Source organism: Rathayibacter sp. AY1A7 (assembly GCF_002930845.1).
In the GTDB taxonomy this organism is placed as follows: domain Bacteria; phylum Actinomycetota; class Actinomycetes; order Actinomycetales; family Microbacteriaceae; genus Rathayibacter.
The window spans coordinates 21373-41291 of sequence record NZ_PSTL01000021.1; the positions used below are offsets into that span (position 1 = coordinate 21373).

Genomic DNA, 19919 nt, shown 5'->3' on the forward strand with positions numbered 1-19919 from the left:
CGGGTGCCCGAGCGGCTCACACGACGACGAAGGCGTCCAGGATCAGCGAGTTGCCCGTGGAGGCGGCGTTGCGCTTGCTGCCGCGGCGGATGGTGATGGTGTGCTCGCCGGCACTGAGGGTGCTGCTGGTGAACACGGTGCGGGCCGAGCGGTTCGTGGCGCTGTAGCGGTCGACGGAGGCGACGAGCACGCCGTCGATCAGGACCTCGTTGATGCCCGAGGTCGGGGTGATCCGGCTCACCCAGCTGACCTTCGTGCCCCGGAAGCGGAGGGTCGCCGAGGCCGTGGAGGTGCTGGAGTACGAGATGCTGCCGCCGCTGTCGGCGGTGCTCGAGAGCGTCGCCCAGGTGCCGACCGTCGCGATGACGGCGGCTCCGTTCTGGTACGTCCCCGCCGCCGGCAGCGTCGAGGTCGGGGTGGGCGTGGACGTGGCCGTCGGGGTCTCGGTCGGAGTCGGCGTGTCGGTGGGCGTCGGCGTGTCCGTCGGCTTCGGCGTGCTGGTCGGAGACGCCGTCGCGGTGGGGGTGGGCGTCGACGTGGAGACGGTCCCCGCGGTCACGACGAAGGCGTCGAGGATCAGCGTGGATCCGGTGGACGCCGGGTTGCGCGTCGTCCCGCGGCGGATCGTGACCGTGTGGGTGCCGGCGGCGATCGGCCCGCTCGTCCAGACCGTCTGACCCGAGCGGGTCGTGGGGCTGTAGCGGTCGACAGTGGCGACGAGGACGCCGTCGAGCAGCACCTCGTTGATGCCGGAGGTCGCCGTCATCCGGCTCACCCAGCTGACGCCCGTGCCCGAGAAGCGGAAGCTCGCGGACGCTCCGGCCGAGCTGGAGTAGCTGATGCTCCCACCGCTGTCGGCGGAGGAGGAGATCGTGCTCCAGGTGCCCGCCGTCGTGATGAGCGGCGAGGAGTTCTGGTACGTGCCCTCGCCGGGGATCGACGAGGCGGGCTCGTCGGGCAGCGGAACGACCGGCTGCTCTGCGAGCCAGCGGTCGAACGTGTCGAGCATGTCCTTGTTCGTCAGGCTCGGCACGTTGTGGCCGTTCGGAGCGCCCTCGGTCGGCGTGTAGAGGACCACCGCCTCCTTCGCGACGGGCTTCGCGAGCGCGACCCACGCCCCTCCGTGCACGGCGATCGGGACGAGGACGTCCTCCGTCGAGCCGGTCGTGCGGATCCGCGCCCCCGCCCACGAGGCCTGCGGCAGCAGCGCGGGGTCGGTCGCCGGGATCGTCGAGGGGTCGTTGTCGTAGTCCGGCAGGACGCGCCCCGGGTCGCGCCGGGCCATGTCGGCCATGTCGTAGACGCCGGCCGCGTGGTACGCGCCGCGGATCTCGGGGACCAGCTTGTTGCCGTACGCCCAGCAGAGCAGTGCGCCACCGCCGGAGTTCGAGCGGAGGAAGCTCGCCCCGATCCGCCACGTCTTCTGGAACCAGGCGACCGCGTCCACCTGCATGGCGACGGCCCGCTTGTTCGTGTAGATGCTGCCGCCGTAGTTGGGGCAGATCGAGATGACGCCCTTGTCGACGGCCTGGTCGGCGCTGTACTGGTAGGCGCCGGACAGGGCCGCGTAGGTGCTCCCGTTGGCGTGGTAGTACCAGTAGACGACCCGGCCGATCCGCTGCGAGGGGACCGCGGTGTGCGGGACGAAGAGCCGCGCGCGGTCGGTGCCGATCATCACGTCGATGATCTGGTACGGCTTCTTCCCCACGCGCGAGATCGCCGTGTCGCTGCGGCCGAGCTCGTTGGGCAGCGGCGGGATCACGCTGTAGTCGGGCGCCGCGGACGCGGTCATCGCGTAGGCGAAGGCGGATCCGACGCCGAGGGCGGCTCCGGTGAGGACGAGACGGCGGCTGTGGCGCGCAGGAGAGGACATGGGATCCCGACGTGGAGAGGGCTGCTCGGTCGGCGGAGCCTGACCGGAAGGTGTGAGGGGGGGTGCTGCGGTCCGGATCGGACCACCGTGGAGGGGGCGCGGTGCGGTCCTTCGGGGGACCGTGCGGGCGGGCAGGCGCGAATGCATCCTCCCGCGTCCGCCGCGCGACCACTAGACCCACTTCAGGGACACCCGCGGCGGCGCTCCCACCTGGCGTCGAGCAGCGGAGCGATCCGGAGAAGGTCCTGGTGAGAGCGCTATCTCGCGCCACTGCTCCGGAGATGCCCGCCACGGGAGCGGAACCGCATCGTGTCGGTGGCGGAACTCCGGGGTCCCGCGGGGCCGGCATGGATCCAGGCCGCCCTGAGCCCAGCGCGAGGGCCGTGCGCACGTCAACACTCTCGCGGGGGACCCCCGGATAGGTCGCGTTTTCTGGGCACCACCTGAGCGCTGGTTCAGCGCTCGCTCTCCCCCTTCTGCGTGCCCACCGGATCGGGGGCCCGTCGTCCGCCGCCCACGTCCCGTCTCAGGGGGACAGGGCGCCTCCGAGCCGCGACCTATCGTGATCCCGCTCCATCCGGAAGGCCCGGCGAGGCGCCCCGGGGGGAGGTCGATCCGTGTCGAACGCGCATGCCCGGCCGAGCCACGACCGCTCGATCGCCCTCGGCCTCGTCCTGCTCCTGCTCGCCGCCGTCCTCGTGGTTCTGCCGGCGACGAGAGCTGCGGCGGCCACGGTCCTGCTCCAGGAGGGCTTCGGTGGCACCAGCGTCGCGGACTCGGCCTGGCAGGCGCTCGACGGGGGCTGCATCACCCGGGCGACGACCGCACCCCCGGCCGGGTCCTCGAACCTCGGCGTCTGCGCCAACCGGACTCAAGCCCCCGTCGCCGCGACGAGTCCGGGCTTCCTCCAGCTCACCGATGCCCGCAACGACGCCAAGGGCGGCGCGGTCTTCAACCGGCCCATTCCTGCCGCGGGCGGCATCGACGTCCAGTTCGACCAGTACCAGTACGGAAGCTCGCTGACCGGGGCCGACGGCATCGGCTTCTTCCTCACCGACGGCTCGAGGTCCCTCACCGCGGCGGGAGCTCCGGGCGGATCGCTCGGCTACGGCCAGTCGGCGACCGTCGACGGGGTGAACGGCGGCTACCTCGGGATCGGAATCGACGCCTTCGGGAACTTCTCGGCCAGGCCCCCCGCCGCGCCTACCCTCGGCCTCGGCTCCGACTGCCCCTCGAACTCCGGGTCGGCGCTCCTCACGGCGAACAAGATCGTGGCGCGCGGACCCGGGCAGGCCAAGAGCGGATACTGCTTCCTCCAGTCGGCCTCGCCTCCCCTGCTGACGTCGGTCCGCACGACGGCCACGACATCGACGGGCGCTCCGCCCGCGTCCTACGGGCGGACGATACGGATCATGGTCTCGGCTGCCGCCACTCCCGTCGTCACGGTCTACTGGGGAGGGACAGCGGGTCTGCCCGCCGGGCAGCTCGATCAGCTGATGCAGTTCACGATGCCGACCGCAGCGCCCTCGACCTACAAGCTCGGCTTCACGGCGTCCACCGGTGGATCGAACGACACCCACCTCGTCCGCAACGTCTCCGTCTCGTCCATCAACACTCTCGACGACATCACTCTGGTCAAGCAGATCGACCGCACCACCACGCAGCCCGTCGCCTACGCCGAGGGATCCGTCATCCCTTACCAGTTCGTCGTCACGAACGGATCTATCCGGGGCACGCTCACCGGGATCGTCGTCACGGACCCGAAGGCCGCGAGCATCTCCTGTCCGACGACGACCCTGCTCCCGCTCGCCTCCACCATCTGCACGGGATCCCATACGGTCACGGCCGCCGAAGCGGTGGCCGGCTCGTTCGTCAACACGGCGACCGCTGCAGCGACGAAGACGGAGACGATCTCGAACGTCGTGACGACGACCCCCGTCACGAGCAGGACCGCCACCGTCACCGCCCCCATCGCCACCCCGGCTCCCGCTCTGACCCTCACCAAGACCGCCCTGCTCACCGACACGAACGGCAACGCCCAGGCCGACGCGGGCGAGCAGATCCGCTACTCCTTCCTCGCCCTCAACTCCGGCACCGTCACTCTGCAGAACGTCGCGGTCACGGACCCGAAGGTCTCCGGCATCACGCCCGCCTCGACTCAGCTCGCACCCGGAGCGAGCGCGACCTTCACGTCGGCGCCGTACACGGTCCTTCAGGTCGACATCGACAAGAACACGTCGCTCGTCAACACGGCGACCGTCTCCGGCCGCACCCTGGCCGCCTCGCCCGTGACGGTCACCGCGACCTCCACGGCCACCACGCCGATCCGCTACGCGCCCTCGATCTCGCTGACGAAGAACGGCACGATCCCGACCGGGGCCGCCGTGGGCTCGACCGTCTCCTACAGCTTCACCGCCACCAACACGGGCAACACCGGGCTGAGCTCCGTCACGGTCACCGATCCCAAGAGCGGGCTCTCCGCGCTCGCCTACTCCTGGCCGGGGACCGCCGGGCGCCTCGAGATCGGCCAGTCGGTCACCGCGACCGCGTCGTACACGCTCACGCAGGCCGACGTCGACGCGGGCCAGGTCCTCAACACCGCCACCGCGACCGGCACCCCTCCGACGGGCGCCGCCGTCACGGCCACCGCCTCGCGGACGGTGACGATCACCCGCACGAACGACCTCGCGCTCGCCAAGACCGCGAACCCCGCCTTCATCAGCGCCGCCGGCACCGTGGTGACCTACACCTTCCGCGCGACCAACACCGGCACCACCACCCTCACCGCGGTCGCGATCAGCGACCCCAAGAGCGGGCTCTCCGCTCTCACCTACTCCTGGCCGGGCACTTCCGGACGACTGCTGCCCGGCCAGATCGTCACCGCGACCGCCGCCTACACGACCACCGCCGCCGACGTCACCGCCGGCACGATCGCCAACACCGCCACGGCGACGGCGACCGGCCCGACCGGCGGGGCGTTCACCCGCACGGCCTCGGTGAGCATCTCGGTGATCCCCGATCCGGCGGCTGACGCCGCGACGGTCGTGCAGGGCGGATCGGTCGTGATCGACGTGCTCGCGAACGACGGGCCCGCCGCGACCGGCGCGACCTTCTCGCGCGCGCAGCTCTCGGCGACCCCGAGGGCGATCGGAGGCGCGGCGACCCCCGCCCCCGCCACTCCCGTGCAGGGTTCCGTCTCCTGCGTCGCGAGCGGAGCGACCCGCGGCCAGTGCACCTACCGCCCGATCGCCGCCTTCGTCGGCACCGACGTCTTCGACTACTCCCTCTCGGGCCAGTACGGCACCTGGAACGTGCGGGTCACGGTCACCGTCACCGCGCTGAACCGCGCGCCGGTCGCCCGGCCCGACCGCGTGGTCGCGACCACCGGCGGCCCCGCCGTCACCGTCGCTCCGCTCGCGAACGACACCGACGAGGACGCGGGCGCGACCCTCGCCCTGGCCGGCACGAGCGTCCCGGCCGGGCTGCGCGGCACCTTCTCCTGCTCCGGATCCACGTGCACCTACACGCCCGCGACCGACGGCTGGACCGGGAGCGCGACGATCGCGTACACGGTCACGGACGGCGCGCTCACGGCGGGCGGCACGATCACGGTGTGGGTCGATCCCGCTCCCCTCGTCCGGCGCGGCTTCTCCGGCACCGGCAGCACGAGCGGAGCGGTCGGGCTCGGCGCCTGGACCAGCTCCCCCGTGGTCGCCACGCCTGTCGCGAGCTGCACGGCCGGTCGGCCGAGCACCCTCGTGAGCTGGTCGGCCGCCGCTGGAGCGACCGGCTGGACCCTCGAGCGCCGCCTCGCGGGGACGACGCCCGGCCCCTGGACCGTGATCGCGGCACCCGCCGCCTCCGCGACGAGCTTCACCGACGACCGGGTCGGTGAGGGCCGCAGCTACCAGTGGCGGGTCCGCCCGGACCTGCAGCGCTGGCTCGGAGTCGCGTCCGCCGCCTCGACCGCCGTCGCCCAGCCGGCCGTCACCACCGCCGGAGGCTGCTGATGCCTCCCCGCCGACACCCCTCTCGTCCTGCACGTGTCCTCGTGAGGGAGACCACGCCCGCACCGGGCACCACCCACCAGAAAGGAACGGTCGCCATGACCACCACAGCACCCACCCGTCGCAGCCCCTGGAAGAAGATCGCCCTCACCGGCGGCGTCCTCCTCGCCGCGGGAGCCCTCGCCGGCGCCGGCGCCTTCGCCGTGTTCACCGACTCCGGTACCGCCAGCGTCACCGCGGACGCCGGACAGCTCGACATCAACCTCGACGGCACCTTCATCGTGACGGACATCGCGCCCGGAGACACCATCCAGCGCCCGGTGACGATCGTCCTGCCGAACGCCACCAACGACGGCGACCTCGTCTCGTCGGTGCGCTTCTCGCAGGCCGTCACCAACGACGTCGTGGGATCCGACACCACCGACCAGAACCGTGTCGGCCAGTCTCTCGTCTCCGGCCCGAACGGCCTCGACTACCGCCTGCTGACCTGCTCCACCGCCTGGACGACCGCCCCCACCACGACTCCGGCGGGCCCGTACTCCTGCAGCGGGACCACCACGGTCACCGGATCCGGCAAGCTGTCGTCCATCGGCGGCCAGGCCGGCGCGGTCGACTTCACCCCGGCGAACTTCGGCATCACCCCCACCACGACCGGGACCTTCCCCTCGGACGCCGGTGACGTGACGCTGAACACGCTGATCGAGCTCGTCCTGCCGACCGCGGCCGACAACGCGTACGAGAACGCCTCCGCCACGGTCACCTTCACGGCCGCCGCGATCCAGCGCGCCGGCATCCAGAAGTAGACCGTCCCCCACCGCCTCCGTCCTGCCCGGCCGCCACCGGCGCGGGGCGGAGGCATCCCCCTTTCCTCCCGGAGTCGTCCCCATGCCCCACGCCCGTGCGCTCGTCGCCGTCCTCGCGGCGGTGCTCCTCGCGCCCGCGGCGAGCGCCGAGCCCGTCGGCGTGCTCGACGTGCGCGAGCTCTCGGCGCCCGGATCCCTCACCGACCTCGCTCCGGGCGACCGCGCCGAGTGGGCGGTCGAGGTGACCAGCACCGGCCTGTCGCCGCAGGGGGTCTCCGTGGCCTTCGCGGTCGACGGAGGGACGCTGGCGCAGGACCCGCGCGACGGCCTCCAGCTGTCCGTCGAGCTCTGCGGCTCGGCGTTCACCGTCGCCGAGGTCGTCGACGGGGGGCGCACGGTCGAGCGCTACCTCTGCCCCGACGACGCTGTGCCGCTCGGATCCGGGCCCGCGGCGACGCTCGGCCGGCTCGACGGTGTCCGTCCGCTCGAGCGCGGGGCCACCGTGGGCGTGCGCGTCCGCGTCCTGTTCCCGGAGTCGGCCGGCAACGGGACCGAGCTCGCGGCGGCGTCGCTGCGGGTGCTCGTGGGCACGACGGAGGAGGATCCCTCCGCGACGCCCGGCCCCGGCTCCTTCCCCGGAGCGGCGGGCGGCGGGCTGGCCGTCACCGGCCGCGACCTGGGCGCTGCGCTCCTGGGCGGGATGCTCGCCCTCGGCTCGGGCGCCCTGCTCGCCGCGGCGGCGCGCCGTCGTCACCGGAGGGAGCAGGCGTGAAGGCCCTCCGCGCTCTCCTCGGCGGCCTGGTCACGATCGTGGCCGTCGCCGGCATCGCCGTCTTCGTCCTCTCCGCGCTCGGTCTCGTGCGGCTCGTGCCGGTGCTGTCGAACTCGATGGCGCCCGGGATGCCCGTCGGCTCCCTCGCCGTCACCCTGCCCGTCGACCAGGCCGCGATCCGCGCCGGTGACGTGATCGTCTTCACCGACCCGGACGATCCGGGCCGCCGCGTCATCCACCGCGTCACCCTCGTCTACTCCGAGGAGGAGGCTGCGGCCCTCCGCGGCCGCGAGCCCGGCCAGCTGGCGCTCACCACCAAGGGCGACAACAACGAGTCGGCCGACCCGTGGATCGTGACGATCGCGGACGAGCGGATCTGGCGCGAGAGCTCGGTGGTGCCGCTGCTGGGCTGGCCGAGCATCGGCCTCGCCCACTCGGAGGCGCGGTTCGCGCTCTTCGCCGCGGGCGGCGCGGTCATCGTGGGCGCGCTCCTGATCGCCATCTGGCGCCGCCCCGCGGAGGTCGCCCCATGAGCGGCGCGCACCGCTCGTCGGACGGCACGCCGCCCCCGGAGCCCCTGCGTCCGCCCGCTGAGCACGGGCGGCACAGCGCCCGGCCGTCCTCCCGCGACCGCGGAGCCCCGCGCCACTCCCCCGAGGTCCGCCGCCGCGTGGTCTCCCGCGCCGGCCTGGCGGGACTCGTCGCCGGCGCGCTCGTCCTCGGCGCCGCCGCCACCGCCACCGCCGTGCTCCTGGACCGGGGCTCCGTGAGCGCGCGGGTCGCCTCCGGCACCGTCATCGCGACGTTCACCGGCACCGGAGCGACGACCGTGCCGGTCCCCGTCGCGGGACTCGTCCCCGGCGGCACGGCCCGGCGCCTCCTCGACCTGACGAACGCCGGGACCCTGCCGATGTCGGCCCTCCAACTGCAGACGGCCACCGGCACGGACCTCTCGGACGGCCTGCAGCTCGCGATCGAGCGCTGCTCGCTGTCCTGGTCGGCCGATGCCGCGACCTGCCCCGGCACCGTCACCACCGTGTCGGCCGACCGCCCCGCCGCCTCCCGCCTCGACCTGCCCGGCTCCCCAGCTCTGGCCGTCGGAGCGACCGACCACCTCCGCCTGACCGTGCGCCTCTCGGAGTCCGCGCCGTCCGCCGCGCAGAGCACTTCCGCGACGCTGACCGTCACCGTCGTCGGCGTGCAGCGTCCGGGCCGCCAGCTGTAGGCGCGGCGGGCCCACGCCTCGGCGGCACCACCGCCGCGCCGTCCACTCTCGTGTCAGCGCTGAGGCGCCCTAGACGGTTGTCGACACGCCGGAGCGGGCGACCGTCTCGGGCGACTCAGCGTGGCCGCTGGCACCTCGATGGTGCGGCGCTACTCGCGCAGGGCCGCCACGGCGTCGTGGAAGCTCGGCACGTCGGAGAGCACGCCCTCGGGGCCCAGCACCGTCCAGGTCGTGCCCGTGCGGATCAGGACGCCCAGCTCCTCGGCGGGCCGGCGGCGGGTGCGGCGCAGCTCGAGCACGAAGACTCCGGGACGCGCCTCTCTGATCTCGGGAGTGCGCCGGTCGGGCAGCATCACGAGTCCTCCCCGAGGGTCAGCGGTAGACGCTCCACTCCTTCTTCACGATCCGGCGCTCCTCGCCGTCGACCGCGACGATCCACTCGCCGTCCTTCTTGGCCACGACCCGCCCGCGCAGGTACTGCGGCTCCCAGCCGTCGGCCTTGTTGACCCACTTCACGAACCGCGCGAACCGCCCCGGTGCCACGTCGTCTCTGGACATCTCTCGACTCCCCTCGTCGTCACCGGCACGTCCATCGCCCTCCGTCAGGAGAGCACCTCGCCCAGCGCGAGGGGGACCTCTCCTGTGAGGTCTCGAAGCCGGTTCACCGACGGTAGAACGCGCTCCTCACGACGGACGAGACCGTTGACTGATCGACGATCGTCTGGCAGTGGGGTCAGGATGCGGCAGCGGAATCAGGAGTCGAACAGCACGTGCGGCCGTCCGGCGTCGACGATCACGCGGGCGCGCACCCCGTAGACGTCCGCGATCAGCGCCGGAGTGAGCACCTCCTCCGGGGTGCCGCCCGCGACCACGCGCCCCTCGCGCAGCACCAGCAGCGCGTCGCAGAACAGGGCCGCGAGGTTGAGGTCGTGCAGCGCGACGACCGTGGTCACCGGCAGCGCCCGCACCAGGGCCAGCAGCTCCAGCTGATGGCGGATGTCGAGGTGGTTGGTCGGCTCGTCCAGCAGCAGCTCGCGCGGCTCCTGCGCTAGCGCCCGGGCGATGTGCGCGCGCTGCCGCTCGCCGCCCGAGAGGGTGTGCCAGAGGTGGTCGGCCTTCGCCTCGAGACCCACCTGCTCGAGGGCGCGCTCGATCGCGCGCAGGTCCTCGGCCGTGTCTCCGCCCAGAAGGGAGCGGTGCGGTGTCCGCCCCAGCCGGACGACGTCGCGGACGGGGAGGTCCGCCTCCGTCTCGGCCTGCTGCGTCACCGTGGCCACGGCCCGGGCGACCTCGCGGCGGCGGAGCGAGCGGAGCGGCGCGCCGTCGAGGGTGACGACGCCGGCGTCCGGAGCCGCGGTGCCCTGCAGCAGCCGCAGCAGCGACGACTTGCCCGAGCCGTTGGGCCCGAGCAGTCCCACTGTCGAGCCGGGAGCGGGGCGGAGCGAGACCCCGTCGACCACCAGGCGGCCGCCCCGGCGCCACGAGACCCGGTCGGCCTCGAGCGTCACGAGCGGCCCCTCCGCCGCAGGAGCAGCAGCATGAACACCGGCACGCCGACGAGTGCCGTGCCGACCCCCACCGGCAGCGGAGTCGGCGCGAACGCCACCCGCGATCCGGCGTCGACCCACACCAGGAACACCGCGCCGAGCAGGATCGTCGCGGGGATCACCCGCGAGTGCCGCTGGCCGAACACGAGTCGCGCGGCGTGCGGCAGCACCAGCCCCACGAAGCCGATCGCGCCGGCGATGCTCACCAGGGTCGCCGTCAGCAGGGCCGTCACCACCAGCAGGAGGAGGCGGGTGCGGCCCACGTGCACGCCGAGCGACGCGGCCACGTCCTCCCCGAAAGCGAACGCGTCGAGCGTGCGCGCCGCGGCGAGGCAGACCACGGAGCCGAGCAGCACGACTCCTCCGCTCAGCGCCACGTCGTCCCAGCGCATGCCCTCGAGGGAGCCGAGCAGCCAGAACATCACGCCGCGGGTCTCGTCCGAGTCGGCGAGAGCGAACACGATCAGCGAGGTCAGCGCCGAGAACAGCTGGGTGCTCGCCACCCCCGCCAGGATCACGCCCGAGGTGCCGCCCGCCGAGAACCGCGTGAGCAGCAGCACGAAGCCGAAGGCGACCAGCGCGCCGACGAAGGCGCCTCCGGAGAGCCCGACCACTCCTCCGCCGACCCCGAGCACGCCGACGAGCACCGCGCCCGTGGACGCTCCGGAGGAGACGCCCAGCACGAACGGGTCGGCGAGCGGATTGCGCAGCAGCGACTGCAGGATCACTCCGCACACGCCGAGCCCCGCCCCGCAGGCCGCGGCCACGAGTGCGCGCGGGAGGCGCTCCTGCCAGACGATCGCGTCCTCGGCCGCACGCACCGGGACGGAGGCGAGCCCGAGGTGGTTGAGGAGGATGTCGCGGACGTTCACGAGCGAGACGTCGGCCGGGCCGAGCGTCACCGCGACGCCGACCGAGAGCGCCAGCGCGAGCAGCCCGCCGACGACCAGCGCGGCGGCGGCAAGGCCCCGCGGCACCCGGCGGACGAGGACCGCGCCCGTGCCCGTGCCCGTGTGCGTGCTCAGAGCGAGGCCCCGTTCTCGTCCCACCAGGCGCGGATCTTCTCGAGCCCGTCGACGAAGCGGATCGACGGGTTCATCTCGGCGCCGTGGAGCGCGATGAAGCGGCCGTCCTGCACCGCGGGCAGGCTGCTGGTCAGCGGGTCGGAGCGGAGGAACGCGGTCTTGTCGTCGAGGCGGTCGCCGGGGAAGCGGTCGCGCTGCAGGTCGCCGAGGACCAGGACGTCCGGGTCGGCCGCGACGACGCTCTCCCAGCCCACGGCGGGCCAGTCCTCCGTGCGGTCGGCGAAGACGTTGGTCATGCCGGTCGTGGTGCCGAGCATCGAGGCGAAGTTGTAGCCGCCGGCCATGTAGGGCGTCTTGGTGTCGGCGAACCAGAAGGCGACGCTCCGGCCGCCGAGGTCGACCCCCTCGGTGGCGGCGGCGGCGCGCTCCTGCAGCTGCGCGACCAGGGCGTCGCCGCGCTGCTGCACGTCGAAGACCTCGGCCAGCTCGTGGATCTCCTGGTAGAGGACGTCGACGGTCAGCGGGACGGTGCGCGTGCCGCTCCCGCCGTTGACGCTCGCCCCGTTGTCGCAGTCGGAGGGGGCGAGGTAGGAGCCGATCCCCGTCTCGGCGAGGCGGTCGCGCGAGGCGACGCCCTCGGGCGCGTAGTGCCGGCCGAAGGAGGCGGTGACGAAGTCGGGGTCGGCGCCGAGCAGCACCTCGTAGGTGGGCGCGTTGTCGGCCAGGCGCGGCACGCTCTCGTTCGCGGAGGCGAGGGTCTCGAGCACGGGGTCGGTCCAGGAGGCCGTGCCGACCATCCGGTCCTCGAGGCCGAGGGACAGCAGGATCTCGGTCGAGTTCTGGTCGAGGGAGACCACCCGCTGCGGAGGGGCGGTGACGGTGGTCGTGGTGCCGCAGTCGTCCAGCGTGAGCGGGTACGAGGTCGTGCCCTCCCCCGCGGCGGCCGTGCTCTCGGGCTCGATCTGCTCGGAGGCGCCGCAGCCGGTGAGGGCGAGCAGGGTCAGGGCGGCGAGGGCGAGGGCGGCGGGGCGCCGTCGATGCGTGGACATGGATCTCCCGTGGTTCGTGGGCGTCGGTCGTCGGCCCGGTTCGTGGGCCTTGTTCGTGGGTCCGGTTCGCCGGCAGGGCTCGTCGGCCCGGTCCGTCGGCGGGCGGCACCCGCGTCTCGGCGCGGAGCCCGGGTGAGCATAGCCTTACCTCACCTAAGCCCGTCCATCCGCGCCAGTCGATCCGCGCCACCCGCCTTCGATCCACCCTCGGTCCCGCCCACCGGCGACTCCGCAGAAGTCGCCGTGGTCGCGCGCGAGAACGGCGACCTCCGAGTTCTCGATGCACTCAGAAGGCCCGGAACAGCCGAGTAAGCGGACACCTGTCGCGCACCTCGCCTCCGCAGCCCCCAACCAGGTGGACAGCACCCCGGACACGGTTCCCCTGAGGGCGGGAGAGCGCGATCCTGAACACCGACGATCGACGGCTCCCGCCCCACCGCCCGCCGACCGTCACGGAAGGAACCCGTTGCCCCGCCACTCCGCCCGCACCGCCGCCTCCGGCCGGTCCGCGCTGGTGCGCAAGGCCGACGCGTCCGGCTACCGGCCCGAGATCGAGGGACTGCGCGCCGTCGCGTCCCTCCTGGTCGCGACGTTCCACATCTGGCTGGGCCGCGTCTCCGGAGGCGTCGACGTCTTCTTCGTGATCGCCGGGTTCCTCACCACCCTGACCCTCCTCGGCCAGATCCGCCGGTTCGGGCGCGTGCGTCCGATCGCCTTCCTCCGGAGGCTCGCCTCGCGGCTCTTCCCGGCGGCCGCGGTGGTGCTGGTCGTCGTCGCGGCGCTCGCTCCACTCCTCCTGCGCCCCTCGCAGCTGCTGCAGACCTTCACCGAGGTGCTCGCCTCGACCTTCTACGTCGAGAACGTCGCGCTCGCGCGGGCCGGAGTGGACTACCTCGCGCAGGACGACTTCCACTCGCCGGTGCAGAACTTCTGGGCGATGTCGGTGCAGGGGCAGTTCTACCTGGTCTGGCTCGCCCTGGTGCTCGTCGCGACCCTCGCCGCCGTGCTGCTGCGGCGACGCGCGCAGCTGCCGCGGTTCCTGCTGGCGCTCGTCGCGGCGCTCACCGTCCTCTCGTTCGCGTTCTCCGTCGTGCTGGTCGGGATCGACCAGCCGACCGCGTACTACAGCACCCTCGCCCGCTCATACGAGTTCGGGCTCGGCTCGCTCGCGGCCCTCGTGCTCCCGGGACTGGCGATCCCGGCGGCCCTGCGGACGGTCGCCGGGTGGCTGGGGCTGATCGGAGTCGTCTCCTGCGGATTCGTGCTCCAGGTCTCGAGCGCGTTCCCCGGCACCGCCGCGCTCTGGCCGACCCTCTCGGCGGTGCTCGTGCTCGTCGCCGGGACCGGCCCCGCCCCGGACCGCGGCGTCGGCCGACTGCTGGCCCTGCCCCCGCTCGTGTGGTTGGGCGGCCTGAGCTACGGGATCTACCTCTGGCACTGGCCGCTCCTCGTCTTCTGGCGCGAGAGCACCGGCGAGGACCCGACCGCTCCGGCGGGCCTGGGCGCCATCGCCGCTGCGATCCTCCTCGCCGCCGCCTCGAAGCGCTTCCTCGAGGACCCCCTCCACCGCCGCGCCCCCGCCGAGCGCCCGCACCGCCTCCGCGCGCTCGCCCCGGCGGCCCTGCTGGCCGTCGCCGCCCTGGCCGGAGCGACGGGCCTCACCGGCACGAACGCCGCGATCGCCGCCGACCTCACCCGCGCGCACACCCTCCCCGTCTCGACCGAGGGCTGCGTCGGAGCCGCGGCGCTCGCGAACGCCTGCTCCGACTCCTGGACCACGAGCCTGCCCGCCGTCGACGCCTCGGAGGACGGCTCCGCGCTGAACACCGACGAGTGCAGCACGGGCAACTCCGGCACCGCACTCAAGGAGTGCCGCTTCGGCGATCCCGCCGGCCTCCGTGTGCTGCTCATCGGCAACTCGCACGCGGCGTCCTTCTTTCCGGCGCTGCGCGGCGTCGCGGAGGAGCGCGGCTGGGACCTGCACACCTACTACAAGACGGGCTGCGTCTTCTCGACCGCGGAGCGGCGCGACGACTCCGCCTCCTCCCGCCGCTCCTGCGACGTCTGGAACAGCAAGCTGCAGGAGGAGCTCGCCGGCCAGGAGCCGTATGCGCTCGTCGTCACCGCCTACTCCGCGAAGAAGTCCGTGTTCGTCGACGCGTCCGGCACCCCCGACGAGCAGGCCGGCATCGACGGGTTCCACGAGTCGTGGGCGCCGCTGATCGCCCGCGGATCCACGGTGGTCGCGATCCGCGACAATCCGGTGCTGCCCTCGCTCTCCCTGCTGGCCTGCGCCGAGGAGCCGGGCTCCGCGGCCGACTGCAGCGTGCCGCTCGACGAGGCCTTCGCCGACCGCGAGCTGATGGCCGCCGCCGCCGAGGACTGGCCGGGCGCCGCCGCCGTCGACCTCACCCGCTGGTTCTGCGACGACCGCGGCTGCCCCCTCGTGATCGGCGGAGTGAAGGTGTACCGCGACCTCGGGCACCTCACCGAGTCGTACGCCCGGACCCTGGCGCCCTACCTCGGCGAGGCGCTGGACCCGCTGGTCGGCTGAGGACGCTCGCGCTCGGCTCCAAACGCATGCAAGACTGTTTATACGAACAGGGATCGGAGGAGCCGATGGGCCACTCTCACGGCGTTCCGGCCGGCTCCGCCGCCGCGCGGCACCGGCGTCCGCTCGTGGCCGCCTTCGTCCTGACCGCGGCGTTCATGATCGTCGAGTTCGCGGTCGGAGTCGCGACGGGCTCGCTCGCGCTGCTCTCGGACGCCGCGCACATGGGCACCGACGTGCTGGCGCTCGGGATGTCGATCGCCGCGATCTCGCTCGCCGCCCGCCCCGCCGCGAAGGGCCGCACCTACGGCTCCTACCGCCTCGAAGTGCTGGCCGCCCTCGCCAACGGCCTGCTTCTGTTCGCGGTCGCCGCGTTCGTGATCGTCGAGGCCGTCCGCCGCTTCGCCGAGCCGCCCGCGGTGCCCGGCGGCCCCCTCCTGATCACCGCCGTCGTGGGCCTGGCGGTCAACCTCGTGAGCCTGCGCCTGCTGTCGGCCGGGGCGAAGGAGAGCATCACCCTCCGCGGAGCCTCCCTCGAGGTGCTCGGCGACGCGCTCGGCTCGATCGGCGTGATCGTCGCGGCGATCGTGCTGCTCACCACCGGCTGGGCGTGGGCGGATCCGATCGTCGGCGTGCTGATCGGGCTGCTGATCCTTCCCCGCACCTGGTCGCTGACGCGGCAGGCGCTGGGGATCCTGATGGAGTCGGCGCCCGCGCACGTCGACCTCGCGGCACTCGAGCGCGACGTCTGCGCCGTCCCTGGCGTGCTGGCGCTACACGACCTGCACGTGTGGACGATCACCTCGGGCATGGAGAGCGCCACCGGCCACGTGGTCGTCGCCCCCGACGCCGACTACCGCACCGCGCTCTCGCGGGTGCTCGCCGTCCTCCGCGAGCGCCACGGCATCGACCACGCGACCATCCAGTGCGAGCCCGAGGCCTTCCCGGAGACGACGCACCGCGTCTGAGCGCGGGGGTGGCGTGGCGCGGCCGCACGCCTCCGCAGGCCCACGACCCTCCAGGAGTCGTCGCACTCGGCGCCGACTGCGACGACTCCTGGCTTCTCGACGCTGCGGGCCCCGCGCGCCCCTGAGCACCTTCCGATTGTTGACGTGAACATGTACAGTCGGCCGTCAGGGCGCGTTCATGTGAACATGCCCGCATTTCGATGGCGAAAGAGAGACCGCATCAATGTCGATGTCCTTCAGAAGGGTCGCCGCGCTCGCCACGAGCGCCGCCCTGGCCACAGGAGCACTGCTGGCGATCCCCGCCGCAGCGGCCCCCGCTCAGGCCGCGGACGCGTTCCGCATCACGCCGAACCCCGCCGCCGCCGGTGAGGCGTTCGAGGGCTGGGGCACCAGCCTCGTCTGGTTCGCGAACGCGACCGGCGGCTATCCCGAGGCCCTCCGCGAGGACCTCTACCAGAAGGTCTTCGGCGACAGCGGCCTCGACCTCAACATCGCCCGCTACAACATCGGCGGCGGCAACGCCTCCGACGTGAAGGACTACCTCCGCCCGGGCGGCGCCGTCGAGGGCTGGTGGAAGCCGAACCCGGCCGGCGACGCGTCGACCTACGGCGGCACCTCCACGAAGCTCGCCGACCGCGATGCGCTCCTGGCGAAGTGGAACGCGGACGACCCCGCCTCCTACGACTGGACCGCCGACGAGACGCAGCGCTGGTGGGTCGAGAGGCTCGCCGAGGAGAAGCAGATCTCGCATTGGGAGGCGTTCTCCAACTCCGCCCCGTACTTCATGACCGAGAGCGGCTACGTCTCGGGCGGCTTCGACGCGAACAGCGAGCAGCTGAAGCCCGCCGCCGAGGAGCAGTTCGCGAAGTACCTCGTGAAGGTCACCGAGCACATGGAGGACGAGTACGGCATCGAGTTCGACACGCTCGACCCCTTCAACGAGCCGAACACGAACTACTGGGGCACGCAGCTCTCCAACGGCGTCCCGACCGGCGGACGCCAGGAGGGAATGCACGTCGGACCGACGCGCCAAGCGGGTCTGATCCCCGACGTCGCCGCCGCGCTGGACGCCTCGACCACCGACGCCGGCATCGCCGCGATGGACGAGACCAACCCCGACATCTTCGCGACGAACTGGGCCGCCTACTCCGCCGCGATCCGCGCCGAGGTCGACCGGATGAACGTCCACACCTACGGCACCTCGGGCCGCCTCAAGGTCCGCGACCTCGCGAAGCAGGCCGACACCGACCTGTGGATGAGCGAGATCGAGGGCAACTGGGTCACCGGCTTCGACCCCACCAACATGGAGAACGGCCTCGGCATCGCCGGCCGCATCAACGACGACCTGCGCGAGCTCGAGCCCAAGGCGTGGGTGCTCTGGCAGCCCGTCGAGGACTACTACAACATGCAGCAGCCCAAGCCCAAGGGCGAGAACCTCAACTGGGGCTCCGTCTACATCGACCTGGACTGCAAGCCGTACCAGGAGAACGGAACCGAGGTCTGGAAGTCGGTCCGCCGCGTCGCCGACGCCGGTGGCGACTCCACCAAGGCCCCGGTCTGCGGCGTCGAGACGAACTCGAAGTTCAACACCATCCGGAACTTCACCAAGTTCATCCACGAGGGCGACCACCTGATGCCCTCCAACGACAGCTCCTCCACTGCCGCCGTCCGCGGCGACGGCTCGGGCGCGACCGTCGTGCACACCAACAGCACCGCGACCGAGAAGACCGTCGTGCTCGACCTCTCCCGCTTCGGCACCATCGCCGACACCGCGACGGTCACCCCGTACGTCACCACGAAGGCCTCCTCGGCCGCCGCTCCCACGAGCAACGCCCTGGTCGCCAAGACGCCGGTGAGCGTCGACCGCATCTCGCGCACCGCCACGATCACCGTGCCCGCCAAGTCGGTCACGAGCTTCTCGATCGACGGAGTCTCGGGAGTCGCCGACTCCGCCCCCGCCCTGCGCGACGGCCACCGCTACCAGCTGGTCGGCACCCAGAGCGGCAAGGCCCTGACCGGCAACCCCTCGGGCGCCGCGACCACGATCACCGGCCTCGCCACCGATTCCGCCACGGCCGCCAAGCAGACCTGGACGGTCCGCGAGGTCGCCGCCGGCGAGCGCGAGGCCACCCGCCGCGTCGTCCTCGTCAACGGCGACGGACGCGTGCTCGGAGCCACGACCGCCGGCACCGACCTGCGCTCGCTGTCCGTCGACGCGGCGAAGACGACCGCCGCGACCCGCTGGATCGTCAACACCACCGACGGCGTGAACTTCTCGCTCGTCGCCGAGTCGATCGCCCAGTCGCTCGACGTGAACGGCGGCTCCAGCGCCGACAACGCGTCGGTCGGCGTCTACACCTCCAACGGCGGAGCGAACCAGTCGTGGTCCCTCCGCGACCTCGCCCCGACCGCCGGCCAGACGATCGCCGTCCGCACCACCGCGGGCGTCGCTCCGACCCTGCCCGCGAGCATCACCCCGCAGTACTCCTGGGGAGCCGGCGCACCGCTCGCCGTCACCTGGCAGCGCCCCGCCGACTCGGCGTACGGCGCGACCGGCCGCGTCGAGGTGCCCGGCACCGCGACCGACCTCTACGGCCAGACGATCACGGTCACCGCGCTCGTCGACGTCGGCGGACTGACCGCGACCGACCCCGTGTCGGTCACGGCCGCCGCGGGCGCCTCGGTCGCCGGAGTGAAGGCCTCGGCCCCGACGACGGTCCCCGCCCGCGTGGGCGCCTCGGCCAGCACCTTCCCGGTGCCGGTCGTCTGGGACTGGACGCCGCTCACCACCGCCTCCCTCGCCCGGGCCGGGCAGGTGACGGTCTCGGGAACGGCGACCGCCGACGGCGCGACGCTCCCCGCCACGCTCACGGTGCTCGTCACCACGGGCACGCTCCGTAACTTCAACCCGGACGCCGGCATCGTCGCGACCGCGTCGTCGTCGGAGTCGGGCTACGGACCGGAGCGCACCCGCAACGGCGTGGACGGCGACAAGGGCTGGTCGAACTGGACCAACGGCACCAAGGCCGCGCAGAGCTCGCTGACCTACACCTTCCCCTCGACCCGCCAGGTCGAGAAGGTGTCGGTGCAGTTCCTCGCCGACGGCGGCACCAGCTGGGCGCAGACTTACCAGCTGCAGTACCAGGCCGCCGACAGCACGACCTGGACCGCGGTCCCCGGCTACGAGTCGGCCGTGGCCCTCGCGTCGCCGGCCGGCGGAACGGCTCCGACCCTGATCGCGTCGTTCGCGCCCGTCACGGCCAAGGCCTTCCGCGTCGTGATGAACGCCTACGACAACACGCACCTGATCGTGGCCGAGACCAAGCTCTACGAGTCGGTCGCCTCGCCCGCCGCGGTCGCCACCCTGGGCGCCCTGCGCGTCGGAGGAGCCGGCATCGCCGGGTTCGACCCGGCCCGCACCTCCTACGCGGTCACCGTCGAGGGCACGGCGATGCCGGTGATCGGAGCAGTGGCGACCGACTCGGCGGCCACCGTGCGGATCGCCCAGCCGACGACGGCGAACGGCGGAGTCGCGACCATCGCGGTCCGCGCGGCCGACGGCTCCGTCACCTCGACCACGACGGTGACGGTGACCCTGAAGGCGCCCGTCGCCCTCGCGGTCGCGGTCACGGCGACCACCCGTTGCATCGCCGGCAAGGTGACGCTCACCGTCGCGGCGAAGAACGAGTCAGGAGTGCCGGTCTCGATGACCATCGCGACGCCCTCCGGGTCGAAGCAGGTCACCGGAGTCGCGCCCGGCGCGAGCGGCAGCGCCGCGTTCACCACGCGCGCGGCCTCGCTGCCGGCCGGCCAGGCCACCGTCACCGCGACGGGCACGGTCGACGGCAAGCAGGTCACCTCGGTGGCGACGGGAGCGTACGCGGCCCGCAGCTGCTGACGCCCCCTCCGACACGGACCGCCTCCGCCCCTCCGGGGACGGGGGCGGTCCGTCGTTCGCCGTCGGAGCGGCGCTGCGCGGGCGGCGCGTCGTGGGATCCCGATACGCCCGCGGCGCGGGCTGCTCGATCAGCATGGATCCGTGCCGGTCGGGCAGCCGCACACCTCCGCGCCGGTGGAGCGACCGCGCACCCCCATGCCG

The 19919-nt window shown here is 73.0% G+C and carries 14 protein-coding genes; 8 read left to right on the plus strand and 6 right to left on the minus strand.

What is annotated here, in order from left to right; translation table 11 throughout:
* Nucleotides 1-16: 16 nt before the first annotated feature.
* Nucleotides 17-1873 (minus strand): hypothetical protein, encoded by a 1857-nt coding sequence (locus C5B95_RS17610; RefSeq protein ID WP_181068092.1) that lies wholly within the window; start codon nt 1871-1873, stop codon nt 17-19.
* 617 nt (nt 1874-2490) lie between these two features.
* On the opposite strand from C5B95_RS17610, the gene C5B95_RS14215 reads away from it, so the two are divergent.
* The 5 genes from C5B95_RS14215 (at nt 2491) to C5B95_RS14235 (ending at nt 8680) form a co-directional block, all read left to right on the plus strand.
* Nucleotides 2491-5883, plus strand: coding sequence for an Ig-like domain-containing protein (locus tag C5B95_RS14215; RefSeq protein WP_104349465.1), 3393 nt, complete (start codon nt 2491-2493; stop codon nt 5881-5883).
* A gap of 95 nt (nt 5884-5978) precedes the next feature.
* The gene (locus C5B95_RS14220; RefSeq protein ID WP_104226366.1) at nt 5979-6683 is read left to right on the plus strand and encodes a TasA family protein; all 705 of its coding nucleotides are present in this window, start codon (nt 5979-5981) and stop codon (nt 6681-6683) included.
* Between the two features lie 82 nt (nt 6684-6765).
* The gene (locus C5B95_RS14225; protein WP_104234081.1) at nt 6766-7455 is read left to right on the plus strand and encodes a hypothetical protein; all 690 of its coding nucleotides are present in this window, start codon (nt 6766-6768) and stop codon (nt 7453-7455) included.
* The gene (locus tag C5B95_RS14230) at nt 7452-7988 is read left to right on the plus strand and encodes a signal peptidase I (protein WP_104349466.1); all 537 of its coding nucleotides are present in this window, start codon (nt 7452-7454) and stop codon (nt 7986-7988) included. Before C5B95_RS14225 ends, C5B95_RS14230 begins: the two co-directional genes overlap by 4 nt.
* Nucleotides 7985-8680, plus strand: coding sequence for a peptidase (locus tag C5B95_RS14235; protein ID WP_104260823.1), 696 nt, complete (start codon nt 7985-7987; stop codon nt 8678-8680). The genes C5B95_RS14230 and C5B95_RS14235 overlap by 4 nt, the downstream gene beginning before the upstream one ends.
* A 149-nt stretch (nt 8681-8829) precedes the next feature.
* Here the strand turns inward: C5B95_RS14235 and C5B95_RS14240 are convergent, their stop codons facing one another.
* From C5B95_RS14240 to C5B95_RS14260, 5 genes are all read right to left on the minus strand, one after another.
* Entirely contained in the window at nt 8830-9036 is a 207-nt protein-coding gene (locus C5B95_RS14240; RefSeq protein WP_104256374.1) for a hypothetical protein, read from the minus strand.
* A gap of 16 nt (nt 9037-9052) precedes the next feature.
* Complete coding sequence (locus tag C5B95_RS14245; RefSeq protein WP_104223398.1) at nt 9053-9238, minus strand: hypothetical protein; 186 nt, start codon at nt 9236-9238, stop codon at nt 9053-9055.
* 194 nt (nt 9239-9432) lie between these two features.
* Nucleotides 9433-10188 (minus strand): ABC transporter ATP-binding protein, encoded by a 756-nt coding sequence (locus C5B95_RS14250; RefSeq protein WP_104226361.1) that lies wholly within the window; start codon nt 10186-10188, stop codon nt 9433-9435.
* Nucleotides 10185-11276 (minus strand): FecCD family ABC transporter permease, encoded by a 1092-nt coding sequence (locus C5B95_RS14255; RefSeq protein ID WP_374953713.1) that lies wholly within the window; start codon nt 11274-11276, stop codon nt 10185-10187. The genes C5B95_RS14250 and C5B95_RS14255 overlap by 4 nt, the downstream gene beginning before the upstream one ends.
* Complete coding sequence (locus C5B95_RS14260) at nt 11249-12301, minus strand: ABC transporter substrate-binding protein (protein WP_104349467.1); 1053 nt, start codon at nt 12299-12301, stop codon at nt 11249-11251. The genes C5B95_RS14255 and C5B95_RS14260 overlap by 28 nt, the downstream gene beginning before the upstream one ends.
* A gap of 466 nt (nt 12302-12767) precedes the next feature.
* Here C5B95_RS14260 and C5B95_RS14265 point away from each other — a divergent pair, with 466 nt between their 5' ends.
* From C5B95_RS14265 to C5B95_RS14275, 3 genes are all read left to right on the plus strand, one after another.
* Nucleotides 12768-14855 carry an acyltransferase family protein gene (locus C5B95_RS14265; protein WP_181068093.1) on the plus strand — a complete coding sequence of 696 codons (2088 nt, stop codon included), beginning with the start codon at nt 12768-12770 and terminating at the stop codon, nt 14853-14855.
* A 65-nt stretch (nt 14856-14920) separates the two neighbouring features.
* Nucleotides 14921-15820, plus strand: a complete 900-nt coding sequence (locus C5B95_RS14270; RefSeq protein WP_104223402.1) for a cation diffusion facilitator family transporter — start codon at nt 14921-14923, stop codon at nt 15818-15820.
* A gap of 229 nt (nt 15821-16049) precedes the next feature.
* On the plus strand, nt 16050-19718 hold the full coding sequence (locus C5B95_RS14275) for a glycoside hydrolase (RefSeq protein ID WP_181068094.1): 3669 nt from the start codon (nt 16050-16052) through the stop codon (nt 19716-19718).
* Nucleotides 19719-19919: the final 201 nt, after the last annotated feature.

What these genes read in the sequence shown, in the direction of transcription:
- C5B95_RS14235 (WP_104260823.1), top strand. Translation starts at nt 7,985, where the DNA reads ATGAGCGGCGCGCACCGCTCGTCGGACGGCACGCCGCCCCCGGAGCCC.
- C5B95_RS14270 (WP_104223402.1), top strand. Translation starts at nt 14,921, where the DNA reads ATGGGCCACTCTCACGGCGTTCCGGCCGGCTCCGCCGCCGCGCGGCAC.
- C5B95_RS14225 (WP_104234081.1), top strand. Translation starts at nt 6,766, where the DNA reads ATGCCCCACGCCCGTGCGCTCGTCGCCGTCCTCGCGGCGGTGCTCCTC.
- C5B95_RS14220 (WP_104226366.1), top strand. Translation starts at nt 5,979, where the DNA reads ATGACCACCACAGCACCCACCCGTCGCAGCCCCTGGAAGAAGATCGCC.
- C5B95_RS17610 (WP_181068092.1), bottom strand. Translation starts at nt 1,873, where the DNA reads ATGTCCTCTCCTGCGCGCCACAGCCGCCGTCTCGTCCTCACCGGAGCC.
- C5B95_RS14260 (WP_104349467.1), bottom strand. Translation starts at nt 12,301, where the DNA reads ATGTCCACGCATCGACGGCGCCCCGCCGCCCTCGCCCTCGCCGCCCTG.
- C5B95_RS14245 (WP_104223398.1), bottom strand. Translation starts at nt 9,238, where the DNA reads ATGTCCAGAGACGACGTGGCACCGGGGCGGTTCGCGCGGTTCGTGAAG.
- C5B95_RS14275 (WP_181068094.1), top strand. Translation starts at nt 16,050, where the DNA reads ATGTCCTTCAGAAGGGTCGCCGCGCTCGCCACGAGCGCCGCCCTGGCC.